The following is a 21,806-nucleotide window of genomic DNA, read 5'->3' as shown; positions in this document are numbered from 1 at the left end:
ATGGCGGTCCTGGGGAGTTCCGACGGCGGGGCCCGGCTCACCGAGCTGGGCCGCTGCGCGGTGATGGGCATCCTGAACGTCACGCCCGACTCGTTCTCCGACGGCGGGCGCTACCTCGACCTCTCGCACGCCGTCGCGCACGGGATCGCGATGCGCGACTCCGGCGCCGACCTCGTCGACGTCGGTGGCGAGTCGACCCGGCCCGGGGCCCTGCGGGTCTCGGCCGAGGTCGAGGCGCAGCGGGTGCTGCCGGTGATCCGCGACCTGGTCGCCGAGGGCGTCCGGGTCAGCGTGGACACCACCCGGGCCTCGGTCGCCGATGCCGCCGTCGAGGCCGGGGCGGCCGTGGTCAACGACGTGTCCGGCGGGCTGGCCGACCCGGACATGGCCGCGGTCGTGGCGAACGCCCGGGTGCCGTGGATCCTCATGCACTGGCGCGGGCACAGCGAGCGGATGAACGAGCTGGCCGGCTACGAGGACGTGATCGGCGAGGTCCGCCAGGAGCTCGTGATGCGCGCCGACGCCGCCGTGATGGCCGGGGTGGACCCGGACCGGATCCTGCTCGACCCGGGCCTGGGCTTCGCCAAGACCGCCGCCCACAACTGGGCCCTGCTGCGGCGTCTCGACGTCCTGGTCGCGCTCGGGTTCCCGGTGCTGGTCGGGGCCTCGCGCAAGCGGTTCCTCGGCGACCTGCTGGCCGACGCCTCCGGCAGCCCGCGCCCGCACTCCGGGCGCGACGGGGCGACGGCGGCGACCAGCGTCCTGGCCGCGATGGCCGGGGCCTGGGGCGTCCGGGTGCACGACGTGGACTCGACGATGGACGCCGTCGCGGTGAGCACGGCCGTCCGGCTGGGGGCCTCCCGTGCCGTCACCGGTCCGTGGCTGGGGGACGCCCAGTGAGCGCGCCCGCCGCCGGGGCCCGGGACCGGATCGAGCTGCGCGGTCTGCGGGTGCGCGGCAACCACGGCGTGTTCGACCACGAGCGCCGCGACGGGCAGGACTTCGTCGTCGACCTCGTCGTCTCCGTGGACCTCGCACCGGCCGCGGCGTCGGACGACCTGGCCGACACCCTCGACTACGGTGCCCTGGCCCAGGGCGCGGCCGCGATCATCGGCGGTCCGGCGCGGGACCTGATCGAGTCGGTCGCCGGGGAGATCGCCGACGACGTGCTCACCGACCCGCGGGTGGCCGAGGTCGAGGTGACGCTGCACAAGCCGTCCGCGCCGATCCCGCTGCAGTTCGCCGACGTCGCGGTCGTGGTGCGGCGGGCGCGGCCGTGAGTACCGCGGTGCTCTCGCTCGGGTCCAACCTGGGGGAGCGGATCACGTACCTGCGGTTGGTCGTCGCCGACCTCGGGCCGGCGCTGGTGGCGTCGTCGCCGGTGTACGAGACGGCGCCCTGGGGCGTCACCGACCAGCCGGACTTCCTGAACGCCGTCGTGATCGCCGACGACCCCGCCCTCGACGCGTGGGGCTGGCTGCGGCGCGGTCAGCGCCTGGAGGCCGAGGCCGAGCGCGTCCGCGAGCAGCGCTGGGGGCCGCGGACCCTCGACGTGGACGTCGTCGCCGTACGCGGGGACGACGGCTGGGTCTGCAGCGACGATCCGGAGCTGGTGCTGCCGCACCCCGGCACGCCGTCGCGGGCCACCGTGCTCGGACCGTGGCTCGACGCCGACCCGAGCGCCGTGCTCGACGGGCACGGACCGGTCGCCGAGCTGCTCGCCGCCCTGCCCGAGGCCGAACGCGCCGCGATGCGCCGCCGCGACGACCTGGTGCTGCGGCCGTGACCCCGCAGCCGTCGATCTCCCGCACCCGCCCGCGCGACCTGCTCGCCGTCGGGCTGGCGGCGGTGCTCGTCGGCAACCTGGTGATCCGGCTGTTCTACTCCTCGATCCCGTCGCTGCCGCTGGCCGCCGGGGTCGTCCTGGGTGTGCTGGGCATCGCGGAGCTGGTCGGCGGGTACGTGCTGCGCGGCCGGATCGAGCGGCGCCGCGGCGCCCCTCCGGTGGACCCGTTGCTGGCCGCACGGGCGGTGATCGTGGCCAAGGCCTCGGCCGTGGCCGGCTCGTTCGTCACCGGGCTGTGGGCGGGGGTGCTGACCTACACGTTGCCGCTGGCCGGCGACGTCACTGCGGCCGCCGGCGACAGCGTGACGGCCGGGATCGGGCTGGTGTGCGCCCTGCTGCTGGTGGGGGCGGGCCTCTGGCTCGAGTACTGCTGCCGGACGCCGGACGACCCGGACACCGACGACCGCCCGGAGCGCCTGCGCTGATCCCCGCCGATCGGGGCACCCCGTCGGCCGGTTCGCGGGAGGTGGTTGTCGGTCCGCGCCCGTAGGGTCTGGCGACATGGTGAGTCCCGCGCTGCCCGCACCGGGCACCCCGGCGCCGTTCGCGAAACGGCGGGGGGTACTGCTCCCGGTCGCGGGGCTGGTCGTCCTCGCGCTCTGTGTGCTGATCACGATCGGGCTGGTCGAGCGCTCGATCGGACCGGCCGGCGTGCTGATCGGGACGCTGTGCGCGATGCTGCCGGTCCTCCCGGTGGTGGCCACGTTCCTGTGGGTGGACCGCTGGGAGCCCGAGCCCCCGCGGCTGCTGCTGGGGGCGTTCTTCTGGGGCGCCGGGTTCTCCGCGCTGGCCGCGTTATTGATCAACTCCAGCGCCTCGGCGGTGCTGGACGCGGCGGCCGGTCGCGGGGCGGGTGACGTCCTGGCGCCGGTGCTGGTCGCGCCGATCGTCGAGGAGGGCGTGAAGGGCCTGTTCCTGGTCGGCCTGCTGGTCTTCCGCCGCCGCGAGTTCGACGGCGTGGTGGACGGGATCGTCTACGCCGGCATCGTCGCGGCCGGGTTCGCCTTCACCGAGAACATCCTCTACCTGGGCCGCGCGGTCACCGACCCGGAGACGGCCGGCGTGCTCGCCACGCTGTTCGTGCGCGGCATCGCCTCGCCGTTCGCGCACCCCTTGTTCACCTGCATGATCGGGATCGGTGCGGGCGTCGCGGTGGCCAGCCGGCACGTCGGGTTCCGGGTGCTGGCCGTGCTGGTCGGTTATGCGGTCGCGGTCGTGCTGCACGGGCTGTGGAACGCCGCGTCGGTGTTCTCCTCCTCGCCGGCGACGTTCTTCGAGATCTACGCGTTCGTGATGCTCCCGCTGTTCGTCGGGCTGATCGTGCTCGTGGTGTTCGCCCGCAAGCGCGAGGCCCGGATCGTCACCGCCGAGCTGCCCGGGTTCGCCGCCGCCGGCTGGATCGCGCCGAGCGAGGTGCCCCTGCTGGCCGACCTCTCGCGCCGCCGCGGCTGGCGGGCGCTGGTCCAGCGACGCTCCGGACGGTCCGCGGCCAAGGCCGTCGCCGACTACCAGGCCGCCGTCACCGAGCTCGCGTTCATGCGCAACCGGATCGCCCGCGGCGCCGTCCGGGAGAGTGCGCAGGCCGAGCACGACGAGAAGCTGCGCGCCCTCCTCCGTGCCCGTGCCCGGGCGATCGGCATGCCGGACGCCCTCACCTCGGCCTGGCGCCTCCCACCACCTCCCGGCTGGGAGCCGCCGCCCCCGCCGAACCCGGACGGCGGCTACACCCAGCCCCTCCGCGCCCCCGGCCCGGAGGACCTGTTCTCCGACGCCGGCCAGACGGACGGCCGGAGCCGGCACCCCGGTCACGGTCCTCACCCCGGCCCGGCCCCGCAGCCCGGATACGGCCCACCTCCGGGCTACGGCCCGCCCGGCCAGGTGCCCCCACCGGGAAGCCCGCCTCCGGCCCACCCGCCTCCGGGCTACCCGGCACCGCCGCGGCAGTCCGGCCCGCCGCCGGGACAGACCGGCCCGCCTCCGGGCCACACCGGTCCTCCGCCCGGCTACGGACGGCCCCCCGCCCCGGCCGACCCCGACTCGTCCGAAGCTCCCGGCCGACACCGCCGCTGAGAGCCCCGACAGACGTCCGAGACGCGTGCTGTACCTGGTGCCGCGCGCCGAACCCGGTGCCGCGCGCTCCGTGAAGCGCGCGTCCGCGGGTTCGGTGCGCGTCGATGGTCGAAGCTTCTTCCGGCCCCGGCCGACGTCGTCACGCCCGCCACCCGCCCGGCGGGTTCCCGCGCGTTCTCCGTCTCACCGCGCGCTCCCTGTCGCGAAGCGCGTGCGGCCGCGGTCGCTCCGGTGAGTTCTGCGCGCGTTCCGCGGGTGAAGCCTGTCACCGGCCCGCTGCGGCGGAGGCGGATCCGTCTACCCTGGCCGGGCACGCGACAGGGATTGTCGCCGACGCCTCGACCGGTACCCCTGGTGGACCGGAGCGAGTAGGAGAGATCGATGAACGCTGGCCGCCCCGCGCGGCTCGCCGTCGGAGTCGTGTCCGCCGGACGGGTCGGGGTCGTGCTCGGAGCCGCACTCGCGGCGGCCGACCACCACGTCGTCGCGACCAGCGGTGTCTCCCGGGCGTCGGTCCAGCGCGCCGAGGCCCTGCTGCCCGGTGTCCCGTTGCTGCCCCCGGACGAGGTCGTGACCCGCTCCGACCTGGTCGTCCTCGCCGTCCCGGACGACGTGCTGCCCGGCCTGGTCCGCGGCCTCGCCGCCGCCGGGTGCTTCCGACCCGGGCAGATCGTCACCCACACCGCGGGTGCCTCCGGCGTGCGCGTGCTGGAGCCGGCCGTCGAACACGGGGTGCTGGCGGTGGCCCTGCATCCGGCCATGACGTTCACCGGCCGCCCGGAGGACGTCCAGCGGCTGGCGTCGTGCTGCGTCGCGGTGACCGCCGCCGACGGTGACGAGGCTGCGGCGAGCGTCGGCGAGGCCCTGGTCGTGGAGATGAACGCGGAGCCGGTCCGGGTGCCGGAGTCGGTCCGCCCGCTCTACCACGCAGCTCTCGCGCACGGCGCCAACCACCTGATGACGCTGGTCGGGGACTGCGTGGACCTGCTGGAGAACGCCGGCGTGCACCCGGCCGGACGGCTCGTCGCGCCCCTGCTCTCGGCCGCCCTGGACAACGCGCTGCGCCACGGCGACCGCGCGCTCACCGGACCGGTCGCCCGCGGCGACACCGGCACCCTGCGCACCCACCTCGACGAGATCACCGCCGCCGACCCGGACCTGGCCGAGGCCTACCGGGCCCTGGCCTCCCGCACCGCGGGACGGGCCGCCGCGGCCGGTCTCCTCGACCACTCCGCACTCGACGACGTCCGCGCCGTCCTGAAGGAACACCGGTGAACGCCGGACCCACCCGCACGACCCTGGAGGAACACCGGTGACCGCGATGAGCACCCGCAACGGCTACGTGGCCGGGCAGGTGACCGTGCACTCCGAGCCCACCAAGCTCGCGGCGGTGACCCGCGCCCTGCGCGGCGCCGGCCGCAAGATCGCGCTCGTGCCCACGATGGGCGCGTTGCACGAGGGGCACCGCGAGCTGATCCGGCACGCCAAACGCGTGCCGGGCGCCGTCGTCCCGGTCGTGTCGATCTTCGTGAACCCGCTGCAGTTCGGGGCGGGCGAGGACCTGGAGAGCTACCCGCGCCCGCTGGAGGACGACCTCGAGGCGTGCCGCGAGGAGGGCGTCGAGCTGGTCCTGACCCCGCAGGTCGGGCACATGTACCCGCCCGGCGCGGACACCCGGATCAGCCCCGGCCCCCTCGGCGAGGAGCTGGAGGGCGCCACCCGCGCGGGGCACTTCGCCGGGATGCTGACCGTGGTCTCGAAGCTGTTCCACATCGTCGCGCCGGACGTGGCGATGTTCGGGGAGAAGGACTACCAGCAGCTCGTCCTGGTCAAGAAGATGGTCCGCGACCTGGACTTCCCGCTGTCCGTGGTCGGGGTGCCCACGGTGCGCGAGTCCGACGGCCTGGCCCGCTCGTCGCGCAACGTCTACCTCTCCGAGTCCGACCGGGCACGGGCCGCGGTGCTGTCCCGGGCGCTCGTCGAGGGCGCCTCGATCTCCGCGGCCGGCCCGCAGGCCGTGCTGGACCGGGCGCACGAGGTCCTCGCGACCGAACCGTCCGTGGACGTGGACTACCTGGAGCTGCGCGGCGCCGACCTCGGCCCGGTCCCGGAGTCCGGGGACGCCCGCCTGCTCGTCGCGGCCCGGCTGGGCACCACCCGTCTGATCGACAACGTCGCCGTCATGCTGTGAGAGAGGCAGACCGATGAACCGCACGATGATGAAGTCCAAGATCCACCGCGCCACCGTGACCCAGGCCGACCTGCACTACGTCGGCTCGGTGACGATCGACGCGGACCTGATGGCCGCCGCCGACCTGCTGGAGGGCGAGCAGGTCACCATCGTCGACATCACCAACGGCGCGCGCCTGGAGACCTACGCGATCACCGGCGAGCCGGGTAGCGGCGTGATCGGGATCAACGGCGCCGCCGCGCACCTGGTGCACCCCGGCGACCTCGTCATCCTGATCTCCTACGGCCAGTACGACGAGTCCGAGCTGGTCACCTACCGGCCGCGGGTCGTCTTCGTCGACGCCGACAACAAGATCGCCGACCTGGGGACCGACCCGGGCCACGCTCCGGACGGGTCCGGCCTGCTCTCCGGCGCCGTCGGCCGGGCCGGGTAGAGGCGTGCACCTCTGCATCGACGTCGGCAACACCCAGATCGCGCTGGGTCTCTACCCGGAGCAGGACCCGTCGGCGCCGGAGCAGATGGGGCCGGAGACCGCGCACAGCTGGCGGATGCGCACCGAGCCCCGGATGACCGCGGACGAGCTCGAGGTCGCCATCTACGCGATGCTCGGTGACCTCGCGCCGGCCGTGTCCGGGATCAGCGCGCTGTCCACGGTGCCGGCGCTCTCGCGCGAGCTGCGGGTGATGCTGGAACGCCGCGCCGACCGGATGCCGACGCTGGTCGTCGGGCCGGGGGTACGGACCGGGGTGCCGCTGCTGGTCGACCACCCCCGCGAGGTGGGTGCCGACCGGGTGGTGAACACCCTGGCCGCGCACCAGATGTTCGGCACCGCGTGCGTGATCGTCGACTTCGGCACGTCGACCAACATCGACGTCGTCTCGGCACGGGGTGAGTTCCTCGGCGGCGCGCTGGCCCCGGGCATCGAGATCTCGATGGAGGCGCTGGCCACCCGCGCCTCCGCGCTGCGCACCGTCGAGCTCCTGGCGCCGCGCTCGGTGATCGGCAAGAACACCGTGGAGTGCCTGCAGGCCGGGGTGATCTTCGGCTTCGCGGGTCAGGTCGACGGGCTGGTGCGCCGGATCGTCGCCGAGCTCGGCCCGTCCGCGGGGCCGATCACGGTGCTGGCCACCGGTGGCCTGTCGCAGCTGATGCGGGGCGAGTCGGAGACGATCGAGCACTACGTGCCGGAGCTGACCCTGTTCGGCCTGCGGCTGACCTACCTGCGCAACGTCCGCCAGACCAACGTCACCAACGGCACGTCGAACACCCCGGACGCCGTCTCCGGGCGCCCCGCCAGGTAGGCCCGCGCCCGGGCGAAGGCCGCGTCCCGCTCGGCGGGCTCGCCGGTCAGCGCCCAGGAGTGGGTGGCGATCTCGGCGACGTATCCGTCGGTGGTCCGGCGCCGGGTCCACCGGACGTCGGTCCGCCCGGCGGCGGTGAAGAACGGGTCGCCGATCCCAGGGCGAGGTCGAGGGCCTCGTCCGGGCAGGGCGGGCGGTGCGTGGCGTAGTCGGCGGCCACCGCGCCGAACGAACGCGCCCGCCTGCGGTGCAGGTCCTGCGCATCCGATCCGGTCGCCACGTCCCCGACGCCACGACTCCCCGGCCGGGCCCGGCGACCCGTTTCGTACCGCCCGGGGCCGAAACGGCTGGAAGAGGTCACTAGCCTTTCCCGGCGTGACGACTTCCGTGCCGCCCAGTGACGAGGACCTTCCCGAGCAGATGCGGGTGCGCCGGGCCAAGCGCGAGGAGCTGATCGCCGCCGGGACCGAGCCCTACCCGGTCCAGGTCCCGCGCTCACACACCCTGCGCCAGGTCCGTGACGCCCACCCCGACCTCCCCGCCGACACCGCGACCGGGGAGAAGGTCGCCGTCGTCGGGCGGATCTTCTTCCTGCGCAACACCGGAAAGCTGTGCTTCGCCACCCTGCGCGAGGGCGACGGCACCGAGCTGCAGGCCATGCTGAGCCTGGACCGGGTCGGCGCCGACGAGCTGGCCCGCTGGAAGGCCGTCGTCGACCTGGGCGACCACGTGCTCGTCCGCGGCGAGGTGATCACCTCCCGGCGCGGCGAGCTGTCGGTCCAGGCCGACGCCTGGGAGATGGTGTCCAAGGCGGTGCGGCCGCTCCCGGTCGCGCACCGCGAGCTGTCCGAGGAGAACCGCGTCCGGCAGCGCTATGTCGACCTGATGGTCCGCCCCGCGGCCCGGGAGACGGTCCGCGCGCGGTCCACCGTCCTGCGCACGGTGCGGGAGTCGTTGCACGGCCGCGACTTCGTCGAGGTCGAGACGCCGATGCTGCAGCTGCTGCACGGCGGGGCGACCGCGCGCCCGTTCATGACGCACGCGAACGCACTGGACACCGATCTGTACCTGCGGATCGCGCCCGAGCTGTTCCTGAAGCGGTGCGTCGTCGGTGGCGTCGAGCGGGTCTTCGAACTCAACCGCGTTTTCCGGAACGAGGGAATCGACTCCACGCACTCGCCCGAGTTCGCGATGCTGGAGGCCTACCAGGCCTACGCGACCTACGACGAGATGGCCGACCTGACCCGCGAGCTGATTCAGGAATCGGCCCGCGCGCTGTACGGGTCGACGGTCGTCCGGCACGCCGACGGGTCGGAACACGATCTCGGCGGACAGTGGCGTTCGATCACGCTGTACGGATCGGTGGCGAGTGCGGTCGGTCAGGATGTGACGCCGGACACCGAAATATCCGAGCTGCGAAAGATCGCGGAGACGCACGAGGTCGAGCTCGGCGATTCCCTCTCCGCCGGAGAGATCGTTCTGGAGCTGTTCGAGAAGCTCGTCGAGCACACCTTGATCGAGCCCACGTTCGTCCGGGACTTCCCGGTCGAGGTGCGCCCGCTCACGCGCGCGCACCGCGATGATCCGCGTCTGTCGGAATCGTGGGATCTGATCGTGTTCGGGGTCGAGTTGGCGACCGCCTATTCCGAACTCGTCGACCCTGTGGAACAGCGTGATCGGTTGTACGCGCAGTCGGTGAGGGCCGCCGCGGGCGACCCGGAGGCCATGCAGCTCGATGAAGACTTCCTGCGCGCCATGGAGTACGGCATGCCCCCCACCGGCGGCATGGGGATGGGTGTCGACCGCCTCCTCATGACCCTGACCGGGCTCGGTATCCGCGAGACGATCCTCTTCCCTCTGGTCCGCGGCGAATCCTGAAGAAGCGCCGGATCGCAGATCGGTCCATTACCTGATCGAGTCCACTGTCCAACCCCAACTCGACATTCCTGTTCGAATGCGGTTACTCTGATTTAAGGACGTGGTCTGGTCAAGGCCCGTCGTTGCGGTCACATCGGCGATCGGGTGACTTCGGACAGGGCAACACAAAGTCAGAAGGGGAGGCTGCGACGGTGGCGCAGATCCGGGAGATCAGGCTAGTCGACGATCTGGACGGCGATGTCGCCGACGAGACGATCGAGTTCGGCCTGGACGGCAAGAACTACGAGATCGACCTCACGACGGCGAATGCGAAGAAGCTGCGGGACGTGCTCGCCGACTACGTGGCCTCGGCCCGTCGTGCGACTTCCGGCCGCCGTCGCGGTAACTCGTCCTCGAACTCCGCGGCCCGTCGCCCGGCGATCGACCGCGAGCAGAACCAGGCGATTCGGGACTGGGCACGCAAGCGCGGCATGAAGGTCTCCGACCGCGGCCGCATTCCGGCCGACGTCCTGGAGGCGTACCACCAGGAGAACTGACATCGGCCGGCTTCGGGAATCGTTCTTCCCGGTGGCCGATCGGTCACGGAACGGGTTCGCCGACGATGTCGGCGAACCCGTTCGGCGTTTCGGGGTTAGGGTGGCCTACGACAAGGCCCGGGCCGATCGCCCCGGCGTATCCGCCGTCTTCCCCGCGGAGGTCTCCATGGCCCGTCCCCTCACTGAACTCGAGGTCCTGCGCACCGAGCGCCTGTCCGCGCACATGATCCGGATCGTCGCCGGTGGCGCGGGGCTGGCCCGGTTCCCGGACACCGAGTTCACCGACCGCTACGTCAAGATCCTCTTCCCGCAGCCGGGCGTCGAGTACCCCGAGCCGCTGGACATGGACGTCGTGCACTCCGACTTCCCGCGTGAGCAGTGGCCCGCGCAGCGCACCTACACCGTCCGGGCCCTCGACCACGCCGCCGGCGAGCTGACCATCGACTTCGTGCACCACGGCGACTCCGGTCTGGCCGGCCCGTGGGCCGCGTCGGCGAAGCCGGGGGACCGTCTGCGGCTCCTCGGGCCGGGCGGGGCCTACGCGCCCGCTCCGGAGGCCGACTGGCACCTGCTCGTCGGCGACGAGGCCGCGCTGCCGGCGATCGCGGCGGCGCTGGAGAAGGTTCCGGCCGGGGTTCCGGCGGTGGCCGTCGTCCAGGTCGGCGCCTCGGGCGAGGAGCAGCACCTGGAGTCGGCCGCACAGCTCGACGTGCGCTGGCTCTACCGCGACGCCGCGGGCGGCGACCCGGACGGGACCCAGCTCGTCGACGAGGTCCGTTCCCTGGAGTTCCTGCCCGGCCGGGTGCACGCGTTCGTGCACGGCGAGGCGGCCGCCGTCCGCGAGCTGCGGCGGCACCTGCTGCACGACCGCGAGGTCGGCCGGGACGATCTCTCGGTGTCCGGTTACTGGCGCCGTGGCCACGCCGACGAGGAGTTCCGCAGGCTCAAGGCGGCCGAGCGGGAGCGCGAGCAGGCCGAGGAACGGGCCGCCGCCCGGGCCTGACCGCCGAGCGTCCGGGGAGCACCGGGATCACACTGGGAACACACCGGGCGAACCCGGTGTTACGCACCGCAGGACCGTTCGTGCACTCCAGGTGGAGGCGCCGAACCCCCTCCGACCGATACAGTGGTATGAGCGCGTCAGGACGACAGGACGTCCGGGCGCGGTGTCACGCGAGGGCGCAGTGTCGGTCCCGGGTGTTCCGGGACGGACGGAGATGCTGGTCGCGCTGTACGTGAGGCGCAGCAGTCAAGGAGTGCGAATTGTTCGAGAGGTTCACCGACAGAGCTCGACGTGTTGTCGTCCTGGCCCAGGAAGAGGCCCGGATGCTCAACCACAACTACATCGGGACCGAGCACATCCTCCTTGGCCTGATCCACGAGGGCGAGGGAGTGGCCGCCAAGGCCCTCGAGTCGCTCGGGATCGCCCTGGAGGGCGTGCGGCAGCAGGTCGAGGAGATCATCGGCCAGGGCCAGCAGGCACCGTCGGGGCACATCCCCTTCACGCCGCGGGCCAAGAAGGTGCTGGAGCTGTCGCTCCGCGAGGCGCTGCAGCTCGGTCACAACTACATCGGCACCGAGCACATCCTGCTCGGGCTGATCCGCGAGGGCGAGGGCGTCGCGGCACAGGTGCTGGTCAAGCTGGGGGCGGATCTCAACCGCGTCCGCCAGCAGGTCCTGCAGCTGCTGTCCGGCTACCAGGGCAAGGAGCCCGCCGAGGCCTCGGCCGGGCGCGGCGAGGGCACACCGTCGTCGTCCCTGGTGCTCGACCAGTTCGGTCGCAACCTCACCCAGCAGGCCCGTGAGGGCAAGCTGGACCCGGTCGTCGGCCGGGAGAAGGAGATCGAGCGGATCATGCAGGTCCTCTCCCGGAGGACCAAGAACAACCCGGTCCTGATCGGTGAGGCCGGCGTCGGCAAGACCGCCGCCGTCGAGGGCCTGGCGCAGGGCATCGTCAAGGGCGAGGTCCCGGAGACGCTCAAGGACAAGCAGCTCTACACGCTGGACCTGGGCTCGCTGGTCGCCGGATCCCGCTACCGCGGTGACTTCGAGGAGCGCCTCAAGAAGGTGCTCAAGGAGATCCGCACGCGCGGCGACATCATCCTGTTCATCGACGAGATCCACACCCTGGTGGGTGCGGGTGCCGCCGAGGGCGCGATCGACGCCGCCTCGATCCTCAAGCCGATGCTCGCCCGTGGTGAGCTGCAGACCATCGGTGCGACCACGCTCGACGAGTACCGCAAGTACGTCGAGAAGGACCCGGCCCTGGAGCGTCGTTTCCAGCCGATCCAGGTCGCCGAGCCGAGCGTCACGCACACCATCGAGATCCTCAAGGGTCTGCGCGACCGCTACGAGGCGCACCACCGCGTCACGATCACCGACGGCGCGCTCGTGGCCGCGGCGACGCTGGCCGACCGCTACATCAACGACCGGTTCCTCCCGGACAAGGCGATCGACCTGATCGACGAGGCCGGCGCCCGGATGCGCATCCGCCGGATGACCGCTCCGCCGGACCTGCGCGAGTTCGACGAGAAGATCGCGAACGTGCGCCGGGACAAGGAGTCGGCGATCGACGCGCAGGACTTCGAGCGGGCCGCGCACCTGCGCGACTCGGAGAAGACCCTGCTCGGCGAGAAGGCCGAGCGCGAGAAGCAGTGGAAGTCCGGTGACCTGGACGTCGTGGCCGAGGTCGACGACGAGCAGATCGCCGAGGTCCTGGGCAACTGGACCGGCATCCCGGTCTTCAAGCTCACCGAGGAGGAGACGACCCGTCTGCTCCGCATGGAGGACGAGGTCCACAAGCGGATCATCGGCCAGGAGGACGCCGTCAAGGCCGTCTCCCAGGCGATCCGCCGGACCCGTGCCGGCCTGAAGGACCCGAAGCGCCCGTCCGGTTCGTTCATCTTCGCCGGCCCGTCCGGTGTCGGTAAGACCGAGCTGTCCAAGGCGCTGGCGAACTTCCTGTTCGGCGACGACGACGCGCTCATCCAGATCGACATGGGCGAGTTCCACGACCGCTACACCGCCTCGCGGCTCTTCGGTGCCCCTCCCGGGTACGTGGGCTACGAGGAGGGCGGTCAGCTCACCGAGAAGGTGCGGCGCAAGCCGTTCTCGGTCGTGCTGTTCGATGAGATCGAGAAGGCGCACCAGGAGATCTACAACACGCTCCTGCAGGTGCTCGAGGACGGCCGTCTCACCGACGGTCAGGGCCGGACCGTGGACTTCAAGAACACGGTGCTGATCTTCACCTCGAACCTGGGTACCCAGGACATCTCGAAGGCGGTCGGGCTGGGCTTCTCGTCGGGCAACGACGAGGCGTCGAACTACGAGCGGATGAAGACGAAGGTCAACGACGAGCTGAAGAAGCACTTCCGCCCGGAGTTCCTCAACCGCATCGACGACATCATCGTCTTCCACCAGCTCACGCAGCCGCAGATCATCGAGATGGTGGACCTGATGATCACCCGCGTCGAGGGCGCGCTGGCCAACAAGGACATGGCCATCGAGCTCACCGACGCGGCCAAGGGCCTGCTGGCCCGCCGCGGGTTCGACCCCGTGCTGGGCGCCCGGCCGCTGCGCCGGACCATCCAGCGCGAGATCGAGGACCAGCTGTCGGAGAAGATCCTGTTCGGCGAGATCGAGGCCGGCCAGATCGTGCTGGTCGACGTCGAGGGCATCGACTCCGACGCCCCCGAGGGCTCGAAGGCGCAGGACGACAAGGCGGTGTTCACCTTCCGGGGTGAGCCGAAGCCGTCCGGCCCCGTGCCCGACTCGCCGCCCACCGAGCTCGCCGCCTCCGGCGAGGAGTGAGCTAGGTAGGTAGCACGACCCTCGACGGCCCGTCCGGACCCCGCGTCCGGGCGGGCCGTCGTCGTGTACGCCCTCGGTTTCCTGGCTAGCCTCACCGACGTGAGCAGCGCTGACGTACGTCGTCCCGCGGAGGCGCCGTGAGCAGCGTGCGGGCGGTTCCGGAGACCGAGCTCATGTCCGGCGAGCAGCTCTCCGCCGACGACGCCCGGCACACCGTCCGTCGTTACGGCCTGCGGCGCCTTCTGAGCACCGGGTTCGTCCGCTTCCGCTACGGCGACGGGTTCAGCCACGCCCGGGCGTTCGGGCTGCAGCTGGCGCTGGCGTCGGTGCCACTGGTGATCGCGGGGGCGGGCCTGGCCACCGCCGTCGGCGTCGAGTCGTTCTCCGAGGTCGTGGCGCGCACGGTGGTGGCGATCTCCCCGGGCAGCAGCGACGCGCTCGTCGAGCAGGCCGTGTCCGGGGCGGACACACCGCAGCCGCCCGGGGACGACGGGGAGGAGACCGGCGGTGACGAGGGCAGCGACCGCAGCGAGGTCGTCGTCGTGCTGGCCCTGCTCACCGCGTTCGCGGCGGCCACCTCGGCGTTCGCGCAGCTCGAGCGGGGAGCGAACCGGGTCTACGGCACCGAGCGGGACCGCCCGGTGCTGCGCAAGTACGCCCGCGCCGCCGCCCTGACCGCGACCGCCGGGGTGGCGATGGCGATCGGCCTGCTGCTGATCGTCGCCGGGGAGCCGTTCGGTGAGGCGATGGAGCAGGTCTACCGCTGGGGCGACGCCGCCGAGGAGGTCTGGGACGTCCTGCGCTGGCCGGTGGGTCTCGCCGCGCTCGTCGTGGCGGTGACGGCGCTGCTGCGCTTCGCCCCGCGCCGTCGTCAGCCGGGGTTGAGCTGGCTCGCCGTCGGCGCGACCGTCACGGTGCTGGCCTGGCTGGCCGGTTCCGGGCTGCTCGCGCTGTACGTGGCGGTGGCCGGCACGTTCGGCGACACCTACGGCCCGTTGACGGCGGTGATGGCGCTGTTGCTCTGGGCGAACGTCACGGGGGTGGCGCTGCTGGCCGGGTTCGCCCTCGCCGCGCAGCTCGAAGCCGTCCGCGCCGGGCAGGACGACCCGCGCCTGCCCGACACCGACGACGACGGCATTCCCGACACCCTCGACGCCCACCCGGGTTCCGGCCCGCGCTGACCAGCGACGCCGGCTCGGAGCGGTCAGGGACGGCGCAGGGTGGTCAGCTCGATGTGCCGCGGGTCGGTCGGGGGCAGGGCGCGTAAGAGGCGGGCCACCAGCTCGGTGTCCTCCCGGCCCTCGGGCGTGCGGGCCAGGGCCCACATCGCCTCGGCGTCCCCGCGCTGCACGACGGCCGCGCGCACGCTCGCCTCCAGATGCTCCCGCTCGGCCCGGACGCCCGGCGCCTCGGACGCGGGGAGCAGCGGGCCGCGGGCGGCCTCCTCGGCGGCGTCGCGGATGCGTCCGGAGCGCAGGGACTCGCGGACGTCGAGGAAGTCGGCGTCCACCCCGGCGTGGAGCCGGTAGGGCTGGGTGCGGATGACACCCTCGTCGAGGTGACAGCGCAGCCGGTGCATCTCCGCGCGCACCGTCACCGGGTTGCCGGCGTCGCCGTAGAGGGCGGTGGCCAGACGGTCCGCGGTCAGGCCCTCCGGGTGCAGAGCGAGCAGGGTGAGCAGCTCGGCGTGGCGCAGGCTCAGCCGCACCGCGCGCCCGTCCAGCCACACGACGGGGCGCTGCGCACCGAGGAACGGCATCGACAGCGACGCCCACCGACGACCGCCGGGGCGCAGCACGCGGAGCAGGTACCCCTCGGCCAGCGGCTCCAGGACGCCCTCGGTGTCCTCGCCGAGGATCACGCGGTCCCCCTCGTGCGGGAGCACCACGCGGTCGCTGACCCAGCCCAGCGGCTGCGCGGCCAGCACCCGTCCGCGGGAGGAGAGCAGCGCGCCCGGGGCGTCACCGAGCCCGGCCAGGTGCGGCAGGTTCCGGGCCCGGAACACCTCGTCGCGCAGCGCCATCCGGCTGGTCAGGTGGTTCTCCGCGAGCCGGGCCGCGGCCACGACCAGCGACATCGTCGTCGGGTGGAACGTGCTCAGCGGACCGGTGACGTCCACCGCGCCGATCGTCTCGCCGGTGTCCGGGTCGTGGATCGGGGCGGCCGCGCACGTCCACTGGTGGTAGGTGCGGACCAGGTGCTCGGCCGAGTGGATCTGGACGGGGGAGTCGGCGGCCAGCGCGGTGCCCATCGCGTTCGTGCCGATCGACTCCTCGCTCCAGCGGGTGCCCTCCACGAGCTCCACCTGCTCGGCGCGGCGCAGCACGTCACGCTCGCCCTCGCGCCACAGGATGTGTCCCTGGGCGTCGGTCACGATCATCATGTGGTGGGCCTGGTCGGCGATCGCGACCAGGGTGTCGCGCAGCAGCGGCAGCACCGGGGAGAGCGGGTGCCCCTCCCGCAGGTCGTCGACCTCGCGGCGCTCGAAGGCGTGCCACGGGCGTCCGTGCTCCGGGTCGACGTGCGCGGCCAGCGACCGCTGCCAGGACTCCGAGACGACCTCACGGGGCCCGTCGTCGGTCGCGTCCCGGGACAGGACGGCCTCACGCGTGCGGGCGAGCCGGTCGACGTTGCGCGAACGGGTGGTCCTCGTCGCGTGGTCGCGGTCGACGTCCCCCGCGGGTCGTGCACTTCGGCCCTGAGCCACATCGCTCCCGTGTCGACGAAGGGTGGTTCGCCCGGTGCCGGCGTCGAGCACAGCACCCGGCCCCCCTCCCCGCTGTCCTCCGAGCATCCCCTAGATCATGAACTGAGGCAATCCTGAGCTTGATCCGCTGCTGCGGCCCTACCCCTCAGGTGAGGATTCGCATCTGCGTGCAACGCGGTTGCAACCCCGGCCTTTCTAGTGTCGGGCGTCACGTGCAAGCACTGACGTGCATCCCGACGTATGGAGGATCCGAAGATGGCCAAGTACGCGGCTCCCGGCCAGCCGGACAGCGTTGTCACTTTCAAGCCCCGTTACGACCACTACATCGGTGGCGAGTACGTGGCGCCGGTCAAGGGCCAGTACTTCGAGAACCCGACGCCGATCACCGGTGAGGTCTTCACCGAGGTCGCGCGCGGCACCGCCGAGGACGTCGAGAAGGCTCTCGACGCGGCCTGGGGCGCGGCACCGGCCTGGGGCAAGACCTCGGTCACCGAGCGCGCCAACATCCTCAACAAGATGGCCGACCGCATCGAGGCGAACCTCGAGATGATCGCCATCGCGGAGAGCTGGGAGAACGGCAAGGCCTGCCGCGAGACCCTGGTCGCCGACATCCCGCTCGCGATCGACCACCTGCGCTACTTCGCCGGTGCGATCCGCTCGCAGGAAGGCAGCATCTCCCAGATCGACGAGGACCTCGTCGCCTACCACTTCCACGAGCCCCTGGGCGTCGTCGGCCAGATCATCCCGTGGAACTTCCCGATCCTGATGGCGATCTGGAAGCTGGCCCCGGCCCTGGCCGCCGGCAACGCGGTCGTGCTGAAGCCGGCCGAGCAGACCCCGGCCTCGATCCACGTCCTGATGGACGTCATCGGCGACCTGCTGCCCCCGGGCGTGCTGAACATCGTCAACGGCTTCGGCGTCGAGGCGGGCAAGCCGCTGGCCTCGAACAAGCGCATCCGCAAGATCGCGTTCACCGGTGAGACCACGACCGGCCGACTGATCATGCAGTACGCGTCGGAGAACCTGATCCCGGTCACGCTGGAGCTCGGCGGCAAGAGCCCCAACATCTTCTTCGACGACGTCGCCTCGCAGAACGACGCGTTCTACGACAAGGCGCTCGAGGGCTTCGCGATGTTCGCCCTCAACCAGGGCGAGGTCTGCACCTGCCCGTCGCGCGCGCTCATCCAGGGCGGCATCTACGACGACTTCCTGCAGCAGGCCGTCAAGCGCACCGAGCAGATCAAGCAGGGCCACCCGCTCGACACCGAGACGATGATCGGTGCGCAGGCCTCGAACGACCAGTTCGAGAAGATCCTGTCCTACATCGACATCGGCCGGCAGGAGGGCGCCAAGGTCCTCACCGGTGGTGGCAAGGCCGACCTCGGTGGCGAGCTCGCCGGCGGCTACTACATCCAGCCGACCGTGTTCGAGGGCAACAACTCGATGCGGGTCTTCCAGGAGGAGATCTTCGGGCCGGTCGTGTCGGTGGCCCGCTTCACCGACTACGACGACGCCATCAAGATCGCCAACGACACGCTGTACGGCCTCGGCTCGGCCGTCTGGTCGCGTGACGGCGGCGTCGCCTACCGCGCCGGCCGCGACATCCAGGCCGGCCGGGTGTGGGTGAACAACTACCACGCCTACCCGGCGCACGCGGCGTTCGGCGGTTACAAGAACTCCGGTGTGGGTCGCGAGAACCACAAGATGATGCTCGACCACTACCAGCAGACCAAGAACCTGCTGGTGAGCTACTCGCAGAACGCCCAGGGCTTCTTCTGATGAGCCAGGACTCGACCGCCACCGAGGTACCGGAGGTGCCCGGTGGCACCGAGCGGGTGACGCTCACTCCGGCGGCGGCCGAGCTGCTGGTGAAGATGACCGACATCCACGGTCCGCTGATGTTCCACCAGTCCGGTGGCTGCTGTGACGGCAGTGCTCCGATGTGCTACCCGGACGGGGACTTCAAGACCGGTGCGTCCGACGTCCATCTCGGGGACCTCTCGGTCCCCGGGCTGGAGAAGACCATCGGTTTCTACATGGCGGCGGACCAGTTCGAGTACTGGAAGCACACCCACCTCACGGTGGACGTCGTGAAGGGCCGCGGCAGCGGGTTCTCGGTCGAGGCGCCGGAGGGCGTCCGGTTCCTGATCCGCTCCCGGCTGTTCACCGACGACGAGTACCGGGCGATGGAAGGCAAGTGACGTAGCACCGAACGGGCCCGGGGCGAGTGAAGCCCCGGGCCCGTTCGGCGTCCCGGGTCGCGTGTGAGCACGCGGCCCACCAGCGTGTCGAAGGAGACCGCACACATGTCCGACCTGCACACCCTGCGCGGACTGATGGGGCTGCCGGCCACGCCGGCGCCGCTGTCCGAGTCCGCTCTGATCATGGTCGACCTCCAGAACACCTACACCGAGGGGATCATGAAGCTCGACAACGTCGAGCCCGCCCTCGAGGAGGCGGCGACCCTGCTCGACCGGGCCCGATCGGCCGGCGCCAAGGTGATCCACATCCAGCACGACGCCGGCGAGGGCTCGCCCTACGACGTGAAGGCCGACATCGGCGCGATCCACTCCTCCGTCGCCCCGCGCGACGGCGAGTCGATCATCATCAAGAACTTCCCCAGCTCGTTCGTGGGCACCGACCTGCAGGCGCAGCTCGGCGACATCCAGAACCTGGTCCTGGCCGGGTTCATGACGCACATGTGCATCAACTCGACGGCACGCAGCGGCTTCAGCCTGGGCTTCGCCCCGACCGTCGTCGCCGCCGCGACCGCGACCCGCTCGCTGCCGAACGGAAACGAGGACGTCCCGGCCGCGCACGTCCAGGCCGCGAGCCTGGCCGCGCTGTCCGACCTGCCCGGCATCGTGGTCCCGGACAACACGTCCGTCCCCAGCTGAGCATGCTCCCAGCGAGCGGCACCCTCGTCGGAACCTTTCCGACGAGGGTGCCGCTCGTTCACGTTCCGGGGTGCTCCAGCGCGGCGTCGAGGGCCGCGAGGGTGGCGGCGGCGGGCGCGGCGAGGCCCACTCCGTGGCCGTGGCGGACCTCGGGTTCGCGGACGTTGATCCGCACCAGGGCGCCGGACGAGGCGGCGGCCAGCTCCGACTGACGGCGCACGGTGGGCACCGCTGTCCCCGCTCCGAGCTCGACGACGGCGAGGCGGGCGCCGTCGCGGCGCAGCTCGCGCAGCCAGGCGACGTGCCGTTGCAGGCGGGGCCCGATCTCGCGGTCGTCCCACGCCAGGTCACCGAACATCAGGATGTTGGGCCGGGCCAGCGAACCGCAGCGCGGGCAGGACGGCAGGGCGCCGACCGCGCGCATGGTCGTCTCGTCGACGTCCACCTCGACGTCGTCGGCCCGCCATACCGGCTCGCCGCACTCGGCGAGGCACTGCAGGTGGTGGATCGTGCCGTGCACCTCGGCGACGTCGGAGGCGTCGAACCCGGCGCGCTGGAACTGCCCGTCGACGTTCGACGTGAACACCCGCGCCGGCCACCGCCGCGACCAGCGCAGCAGGACGTCGAACCCGGAGTGCGGCACCGTCGTCCGGTAGAGCTGCATGCGGTGGCCGTAGAAGCCCCAGGCCAGCGGCGGATCGTCGACGAAGTGGACGGGCCCGGCCAGGTCCTGGAAGCCCAGGCCGAGCCCGCGGTAGGCCGGATAGGCGCGCCAGAAACCCTCGTGTCCCCGGAAGTCGGGCAGCCCGGAGTCCACGCCCATGCCGGCCCCGGCGCAGACCAGCACCGCGTCGGCGGAGCGCAACAGCCCCGCCGCCGCGTCGAGATCCTCCGCCGGGACCGGGGTGGTGTCGGTGATCAGGACCCCGCCGACTGCTTCGCGATCTCCTCGAGGTCGACGACCTCGAACTCCAGCACGGACGACCCCGACCCGACCGGGCGGGCGCGCTCACCGGAGTGCGCGGCGACGCCGTCGCCCTTCATCCAGTTGTGGAACGCCTCGTCGGACTCCCACTGGGTGACGATGAAGTAGCGCTCGTCACCGGAGACCGGCCGCAGCATCTGGAAGCCCAGGAAGCCGGGCTGACCGTCCACCGCACCCAGACGGTGGGCGAAGCGGCGCTCCAGCTCGGGGCCCTGGCCCTCGGGGACCTCGATCGCATTGATCTTCACAACAGCCATGCCCCCTACGCTAGCCGCGTGCGGCGGACGGTGCGGAGCTCGGACGGTGTGGCCCTGGAGGTCGTCGAGTTCGGTGGCGACGGAACCCCGGTCGTGCTCCTGCACGGACTGATGGGGCGGGCGACGACGTGGTGGCCGGTCGCGCGCGAGCTGACCCGGCACGGGCGGGTGCTGGGCCTCGACGCCCGGGGGCACGGCCGGTCCGAGCGCCCCGCGACCGACGCGTGGGACCCGCAGCGGATGGCCGCCGACGTCGTCGAGCTCGTCGAGGGGCTCGACGCCGGGCCGGTCGCGCTGATCGGGCACTCGATGGGCGGGCTGCATGCACTGCTCGCCGCCGCCGCGCGCCCGGACCTGGTCCGCGCGCTGGTCGTGGAGGACATGGCCGTCGACCTGACCGGCCTGTCCCCGCACACCGTCGACGACATGCACGCCTGGTTCTCCGCGATCCCGCAGCCGCAGCCGTCCCTCGCCGCGGTGCGCGAGGCGTTCGGGCACCCCTACCCGGAGGCCGGTGACTACATGTCCGAGTGCGTCGTCGAGCGCGCCGACGGCTACCACCTGCTCACCGACGTCACGGACGCGACGACGATCGCCGCGCACTGGACCCGGACGGCACACCGGGACGCGGTCGAGGCGCTCGCCGCGGCCCGGATCCCGACGCTGCTGATCGAGGCCGGGCAGTCGATCACCCCGCCCGGGCAGCTCGCGGCCGTGGCGGCGCGGATCCCCGGCGCCCGGCATCTGAGGATCGAGGGGACGGGACACCTCGTGCACGCGGCCGCGCCGGAGGCCTACCTGGACGCCGTGCACGATCTGCTGGCCCGGACATGATCGCCGTCGTGGCAGCGGATCCCGCCGGATCCGGTGCCGTTCGCTGCCGGCGCGCCGATCATCCGGGGACCGCGGGTCAGCCCTCGGCCCGGACCCGGGCCTTCTCGACCTCGATGCGCACCTGCTCGTCGGCCGCGGCGCGGTCGAGGCCGAGCCCGGTCAGCGGGCCCTTCCCGTCCTCCAGCTCGAGCAGCGCGAGCAGGATGTGTTCCGTACGACGTAGTTGTGGCCCAGCCGCAGCGCCTCGCGGAACGTCAGCTCCAGTGCCTTCTTGGCCGCGGAGTCGAACGGGATGAGCGAGGGGAGATCCTTGGCCGGAGCCGGCAGGGTCGTGGTGAGGGTCCGCCGTGCCGTCTCCACCGAGACACCGAGGGCCCGGAACACGCCCCCGGCCAGGGAGGACTCGGCCTCGTCGAGGAGCCCCAGGCCCAGGTGCACGGTGCCGATCTCGGCGTTGGAGGACCCGCACGCGTGGTTCTGCGAGGCGATGACGA

At 72.1% G+C, this 21,806-nt stretch carries 22 protein-coding genes; 18 read left to right on the top strand and 4 right to left on the bottom strand.

All coding sequences use genetic code 11. The features are described 5' to 3' along the window. From folP to EV383_RS28485, 14 genes are all read left to right on the top strand, one after another. The gene (folP, locus tag EV383_RS28550) at positions 1–900 is read left to right on the top strand and encodes a dihydropteroate synthase (protein ID WP_130292937.1); all 900 of its coding nucleotides are present in this window, start codon (positions 1–3) and stop codon (positions 898–900) included. After that, a complete protein-coding gene (folB, locus tag EV383_RS28545; protein ID WP_130292935.1) occupies positions 897–1,280 on the top strand; it encodes a dihydroneopterin aldolase in 384 nt (127 codons plus the stop codon). The genes folP and folB overlap by 4 nt, the downstream gene beginning before the upstream one ends. Continuing rightward, positions 1,277–1,786 (top strand): 2-amino-4-hydroxy-6-hydroxymethyldihydropteridine diphosphokinase, encoded by a 510-nt coding sequence (gene folK / locus EV383_RS28540; RefSeq protein ID WP_130292933.1) that lies wholly within the window; start codon positions 1,277–1,279, stop codon positions 1,784–1,786. Before folB ends, folK begins: the two co-directional genes overlap by 4 nt. After that, positions 1,783–2,271, top strand: coding sequence for a DUF3180 domain-containing protein (locus EV383_RS28535; protein ID WP_242623351.1), 489 nt, complete (start codon positions 1,783–1,785; stop codon positions 2,269–2,271). The genes folK and EV383_RS28535 overlap by 4 nt, the downstream gene beginning before the upstream one ends. A gap of 76 nt (positions 2,272–2,347) precedes the next feature. Next, the gene (locus EV383_RS28530) at positions 2,348–3,916 is read left to right on the top strand and encodes a PrsW family intramembrane metalloprotease (RefSeq protein ID WP_130292930.1); all 1,569 of its coding nucleotides are present in this window, start codon (positions 2,348–2,350) and stop codon (positions 3,914–3,916) included. 381 nt (positions 3,917–4,297) lie between these two features. Beyond that, on the top strand, positions 4,298–5,191 hold the full coding sequence (locus tag EV383_RS28525) for a Rossmann-like and DUF2520 domain-containing protein (RefSeq protein ID WP_130292928.1): 894 nt from the start codon (positions 4,298–4,300) through the stop codon (positions 5,189–5,191). A gap of 46 nt (positions 5,192–5,237) precedes the next feature. Next, positions 5,238–6,107 carry a pantoate--beta-alanine ligase gene (gene panC / locus EV383_RS28520; protein ID WP_130295160.1) on the top strand — a complete coding sequence of 290 codons (870 nt, stop codon included), beginning with the start codon at positions 5,238–5,240 and terminating at the stop codon, positions 6,105–6,107. Between the two features lie 13 nt (positions 6,108–6,120). Next, positions 6,121–6,540, top strand: a complete 420-nt coding sequence (panD, locus tag EV383_RS28515) for an aspartate 1-decarboxylase (protein ID WP_130292926.1) — start codon at positions 6,121–6,123, stop codon at positions 6,538–6,540. 4 nt (positions 6,541–6,544) lie between these two features. Beyond that, on the top strand, positions 6,545–7,408 hold the full coding sequence (locus EV383_RS28510; protein ID WP_130292924.1) for a type III pantothenate kinase: 864 nt from the start codon (positions 6,545–6,547) through the stop codon (positions 7,406–7,408). 420 nt (positions 7,409–7,828) lie between these two features. Then, complete coding sequence (lysS, locus tag EV383_RS28505) at positions 7,829–9,286, top strand: lysine--tRNA ligase (RefSeq protein ID WP_130295158.1); 1,458 nt, start codon at positions 7,829–7,831, stop codon at positions 9,284–9,286. A gap of 191 nt (positions 9,287–9,477) precedes the next feature. Next, on the top strand, positions 9,478–9,822 hold the full coding sequence (locus tag EV383_RS28500; RefSeq protein WP_130292922.1) for a histone-like nucleoid-structuring protein Lsr2: 345 nt from the start codon (positions 9,478–9,480) through the stop codon (positions 9,820–9,822). A 166-nt stretch (positions 9,823–9,988) separates the two neighbouring features. Continuing rightward, complete coding sequence (locus tag EV383_RS28495; RefSeq protein WP_130292920.1) at positions 9,989–10,825, top strand: siderophore-interacting protein; 837 nt, start codon at positions 9,989–9,991, stop codon at positions 10,823–10,825. 260 nt (positions 10,826–11,085) lie between these two features. Next, entirely contained in the window at positions 11,086–13,632 is a 2,547-nt protein-coding gene (locus tag EV383_RS28490) for an ATP-dependent Clp protease ATP-binding subunit (RefSeq protein WP_130292918.1), read from the top strand. A 137-nt stretch (positions 13,633–13,769) separates the two neighbouring features. Then, entirely contained in the window at positions 13,770–14,813 is a 1,044-nt protein-coding gene (locus EV383_RS28485) for a YihY/virulence factor BrkB family protein (protein ID WP_207223683.1), read from the top strand. A gap of 23 nt (positions 14,814–14,836) precedes the next feature. On the opposite strand, the gene EV383_RS28480 is transcribed toward EV383_RS28485, so the two are convergent. Continuing rightward, entirely contained in the window at positions 14,837–16,339 is a 1,503-nt protein-coding gene (locus EV383_RS28480) for a helix-turn-helix domain-containing protein (RefSeq protein ID WP_242623350.1), read from the bottom strand. Between the two features lie 255 nt (positions 16,340–16,594). On the opposite strand from EV383_RS28480, the gene exaC reads away from it, so the two are divergent. The 3 genes from exaC (at position 16,595) to EV383_RS28465 (ending at position 19,236) form a co-directional block, all read left to right on the top strand. Next, on the top strand, positions 16,595–18,118 hold the full coding sequence (gene exaC / locus EV383_RS28475) for an acetaldehyde dehydrogenase ExaC (protein WP_130292913.1): 1,524 nt from the start codon (positions 16,595–16,597) through the stop codon (positions 18,116–18,118). Further along, positions 18,118–18,540 carry a DUF779 domain-containing protein gene (locus tag EV383_RS28470; protein WP_130292911.1) on the top strand — a complete coding sequence of 141 codons (423 nt, stop codon included), beginning with the start codon at positions 18,118–18,120 and terminating at the stop codon, positions 18,538–18,540. Before exaC ends, EV383_RS28470 begins: the two co-directional genes overlap by 1 nt. Before the next feature lie 105 nt (positions 18,541–18,645). Continuing rightward, entirely contained in the window at positions 18,646–19,236 is a 591-nt protein-coding gene (locus EV383_RS28465; protein WP_130292908.1) for a cysteine hydrolase family protein, read from the top strand. Positions 19,237–19,294: 58 nt separating this feature from the next. On the opposite strand, the gene EV383_RS28460 is transcribed toward EV383_RS28465, so the two are convergent. Further along, on the bottom strand, positions 19,295–20,059 hold the full coding sequence (locus tag EV383_RS28460) for an SIR2 family NAD-dependent protein deacylase (protein ID WP_130295154.1): 765 nt from the start codon (positions 20,057–20,059) through the stop codon (positions 19,295–19,297). Positions 20,060–20,154: 95 nt separating this feature from the next. Then, entirely contained in the window at positions 20,155–20,478 is a 324-nt protein-coding gene (locus EV383_RS28455; protein WP_130292906.1) for an antibiotic biosynthesis monooxygenase family protein, read from the bottom strand. Positions 20,479–20,496: 18 nt separating this feature from the next. Between EV383_RS28455 and EV383_RS28450 the strand changes: the two genes are divergently transcribed. After that, positions 20,497–21,312 carry an alpha/beta fold hydrolase gene (locus EV383_RS28450; protein ID WP_242623349.1) on the top strand — a complete coding sequence of 272 codons (816 nt, stop codon included), beginning with the start codon at positions 20,497–20,499 and terminating at the stop codon, positions 21,310–21,312. Positions 21,313–21,471: 159 nt separating this feature from the next. On the opposite strand, the gene EV383_RS28445 is transcribed toward EV383_RS28450, so the two are convergent. Further along, positions 21,472–21,801 carry a Clp protease N-terminal domain-containing protein gene (locus EV383_RS28445; protein WP_479725237.1) on the bottom strand — a complete coding sequence of 110 codons (330 nt, stop codon included), beginning with the start codon at positions 21,799–21,801 and terminating at the stop codon, positions 21,472–21,474. Positions 21,802–21,806: the final 5 nt, after the last annotated feature.

The organism is Pseudonocardia sediminis (assembly GCF_004217185.1).
GTDB lineage: Bacteria > Actinomycetota > Actinomycetes > Mycobacteriales > Pseudonocardiaceae > Pseudonocardia > Pseudonocardia sediminis.
Note: the sequence above shows the minus strand (reverse complement) of the source record. Positions and strands in the feature narration are given on the sequence as shown.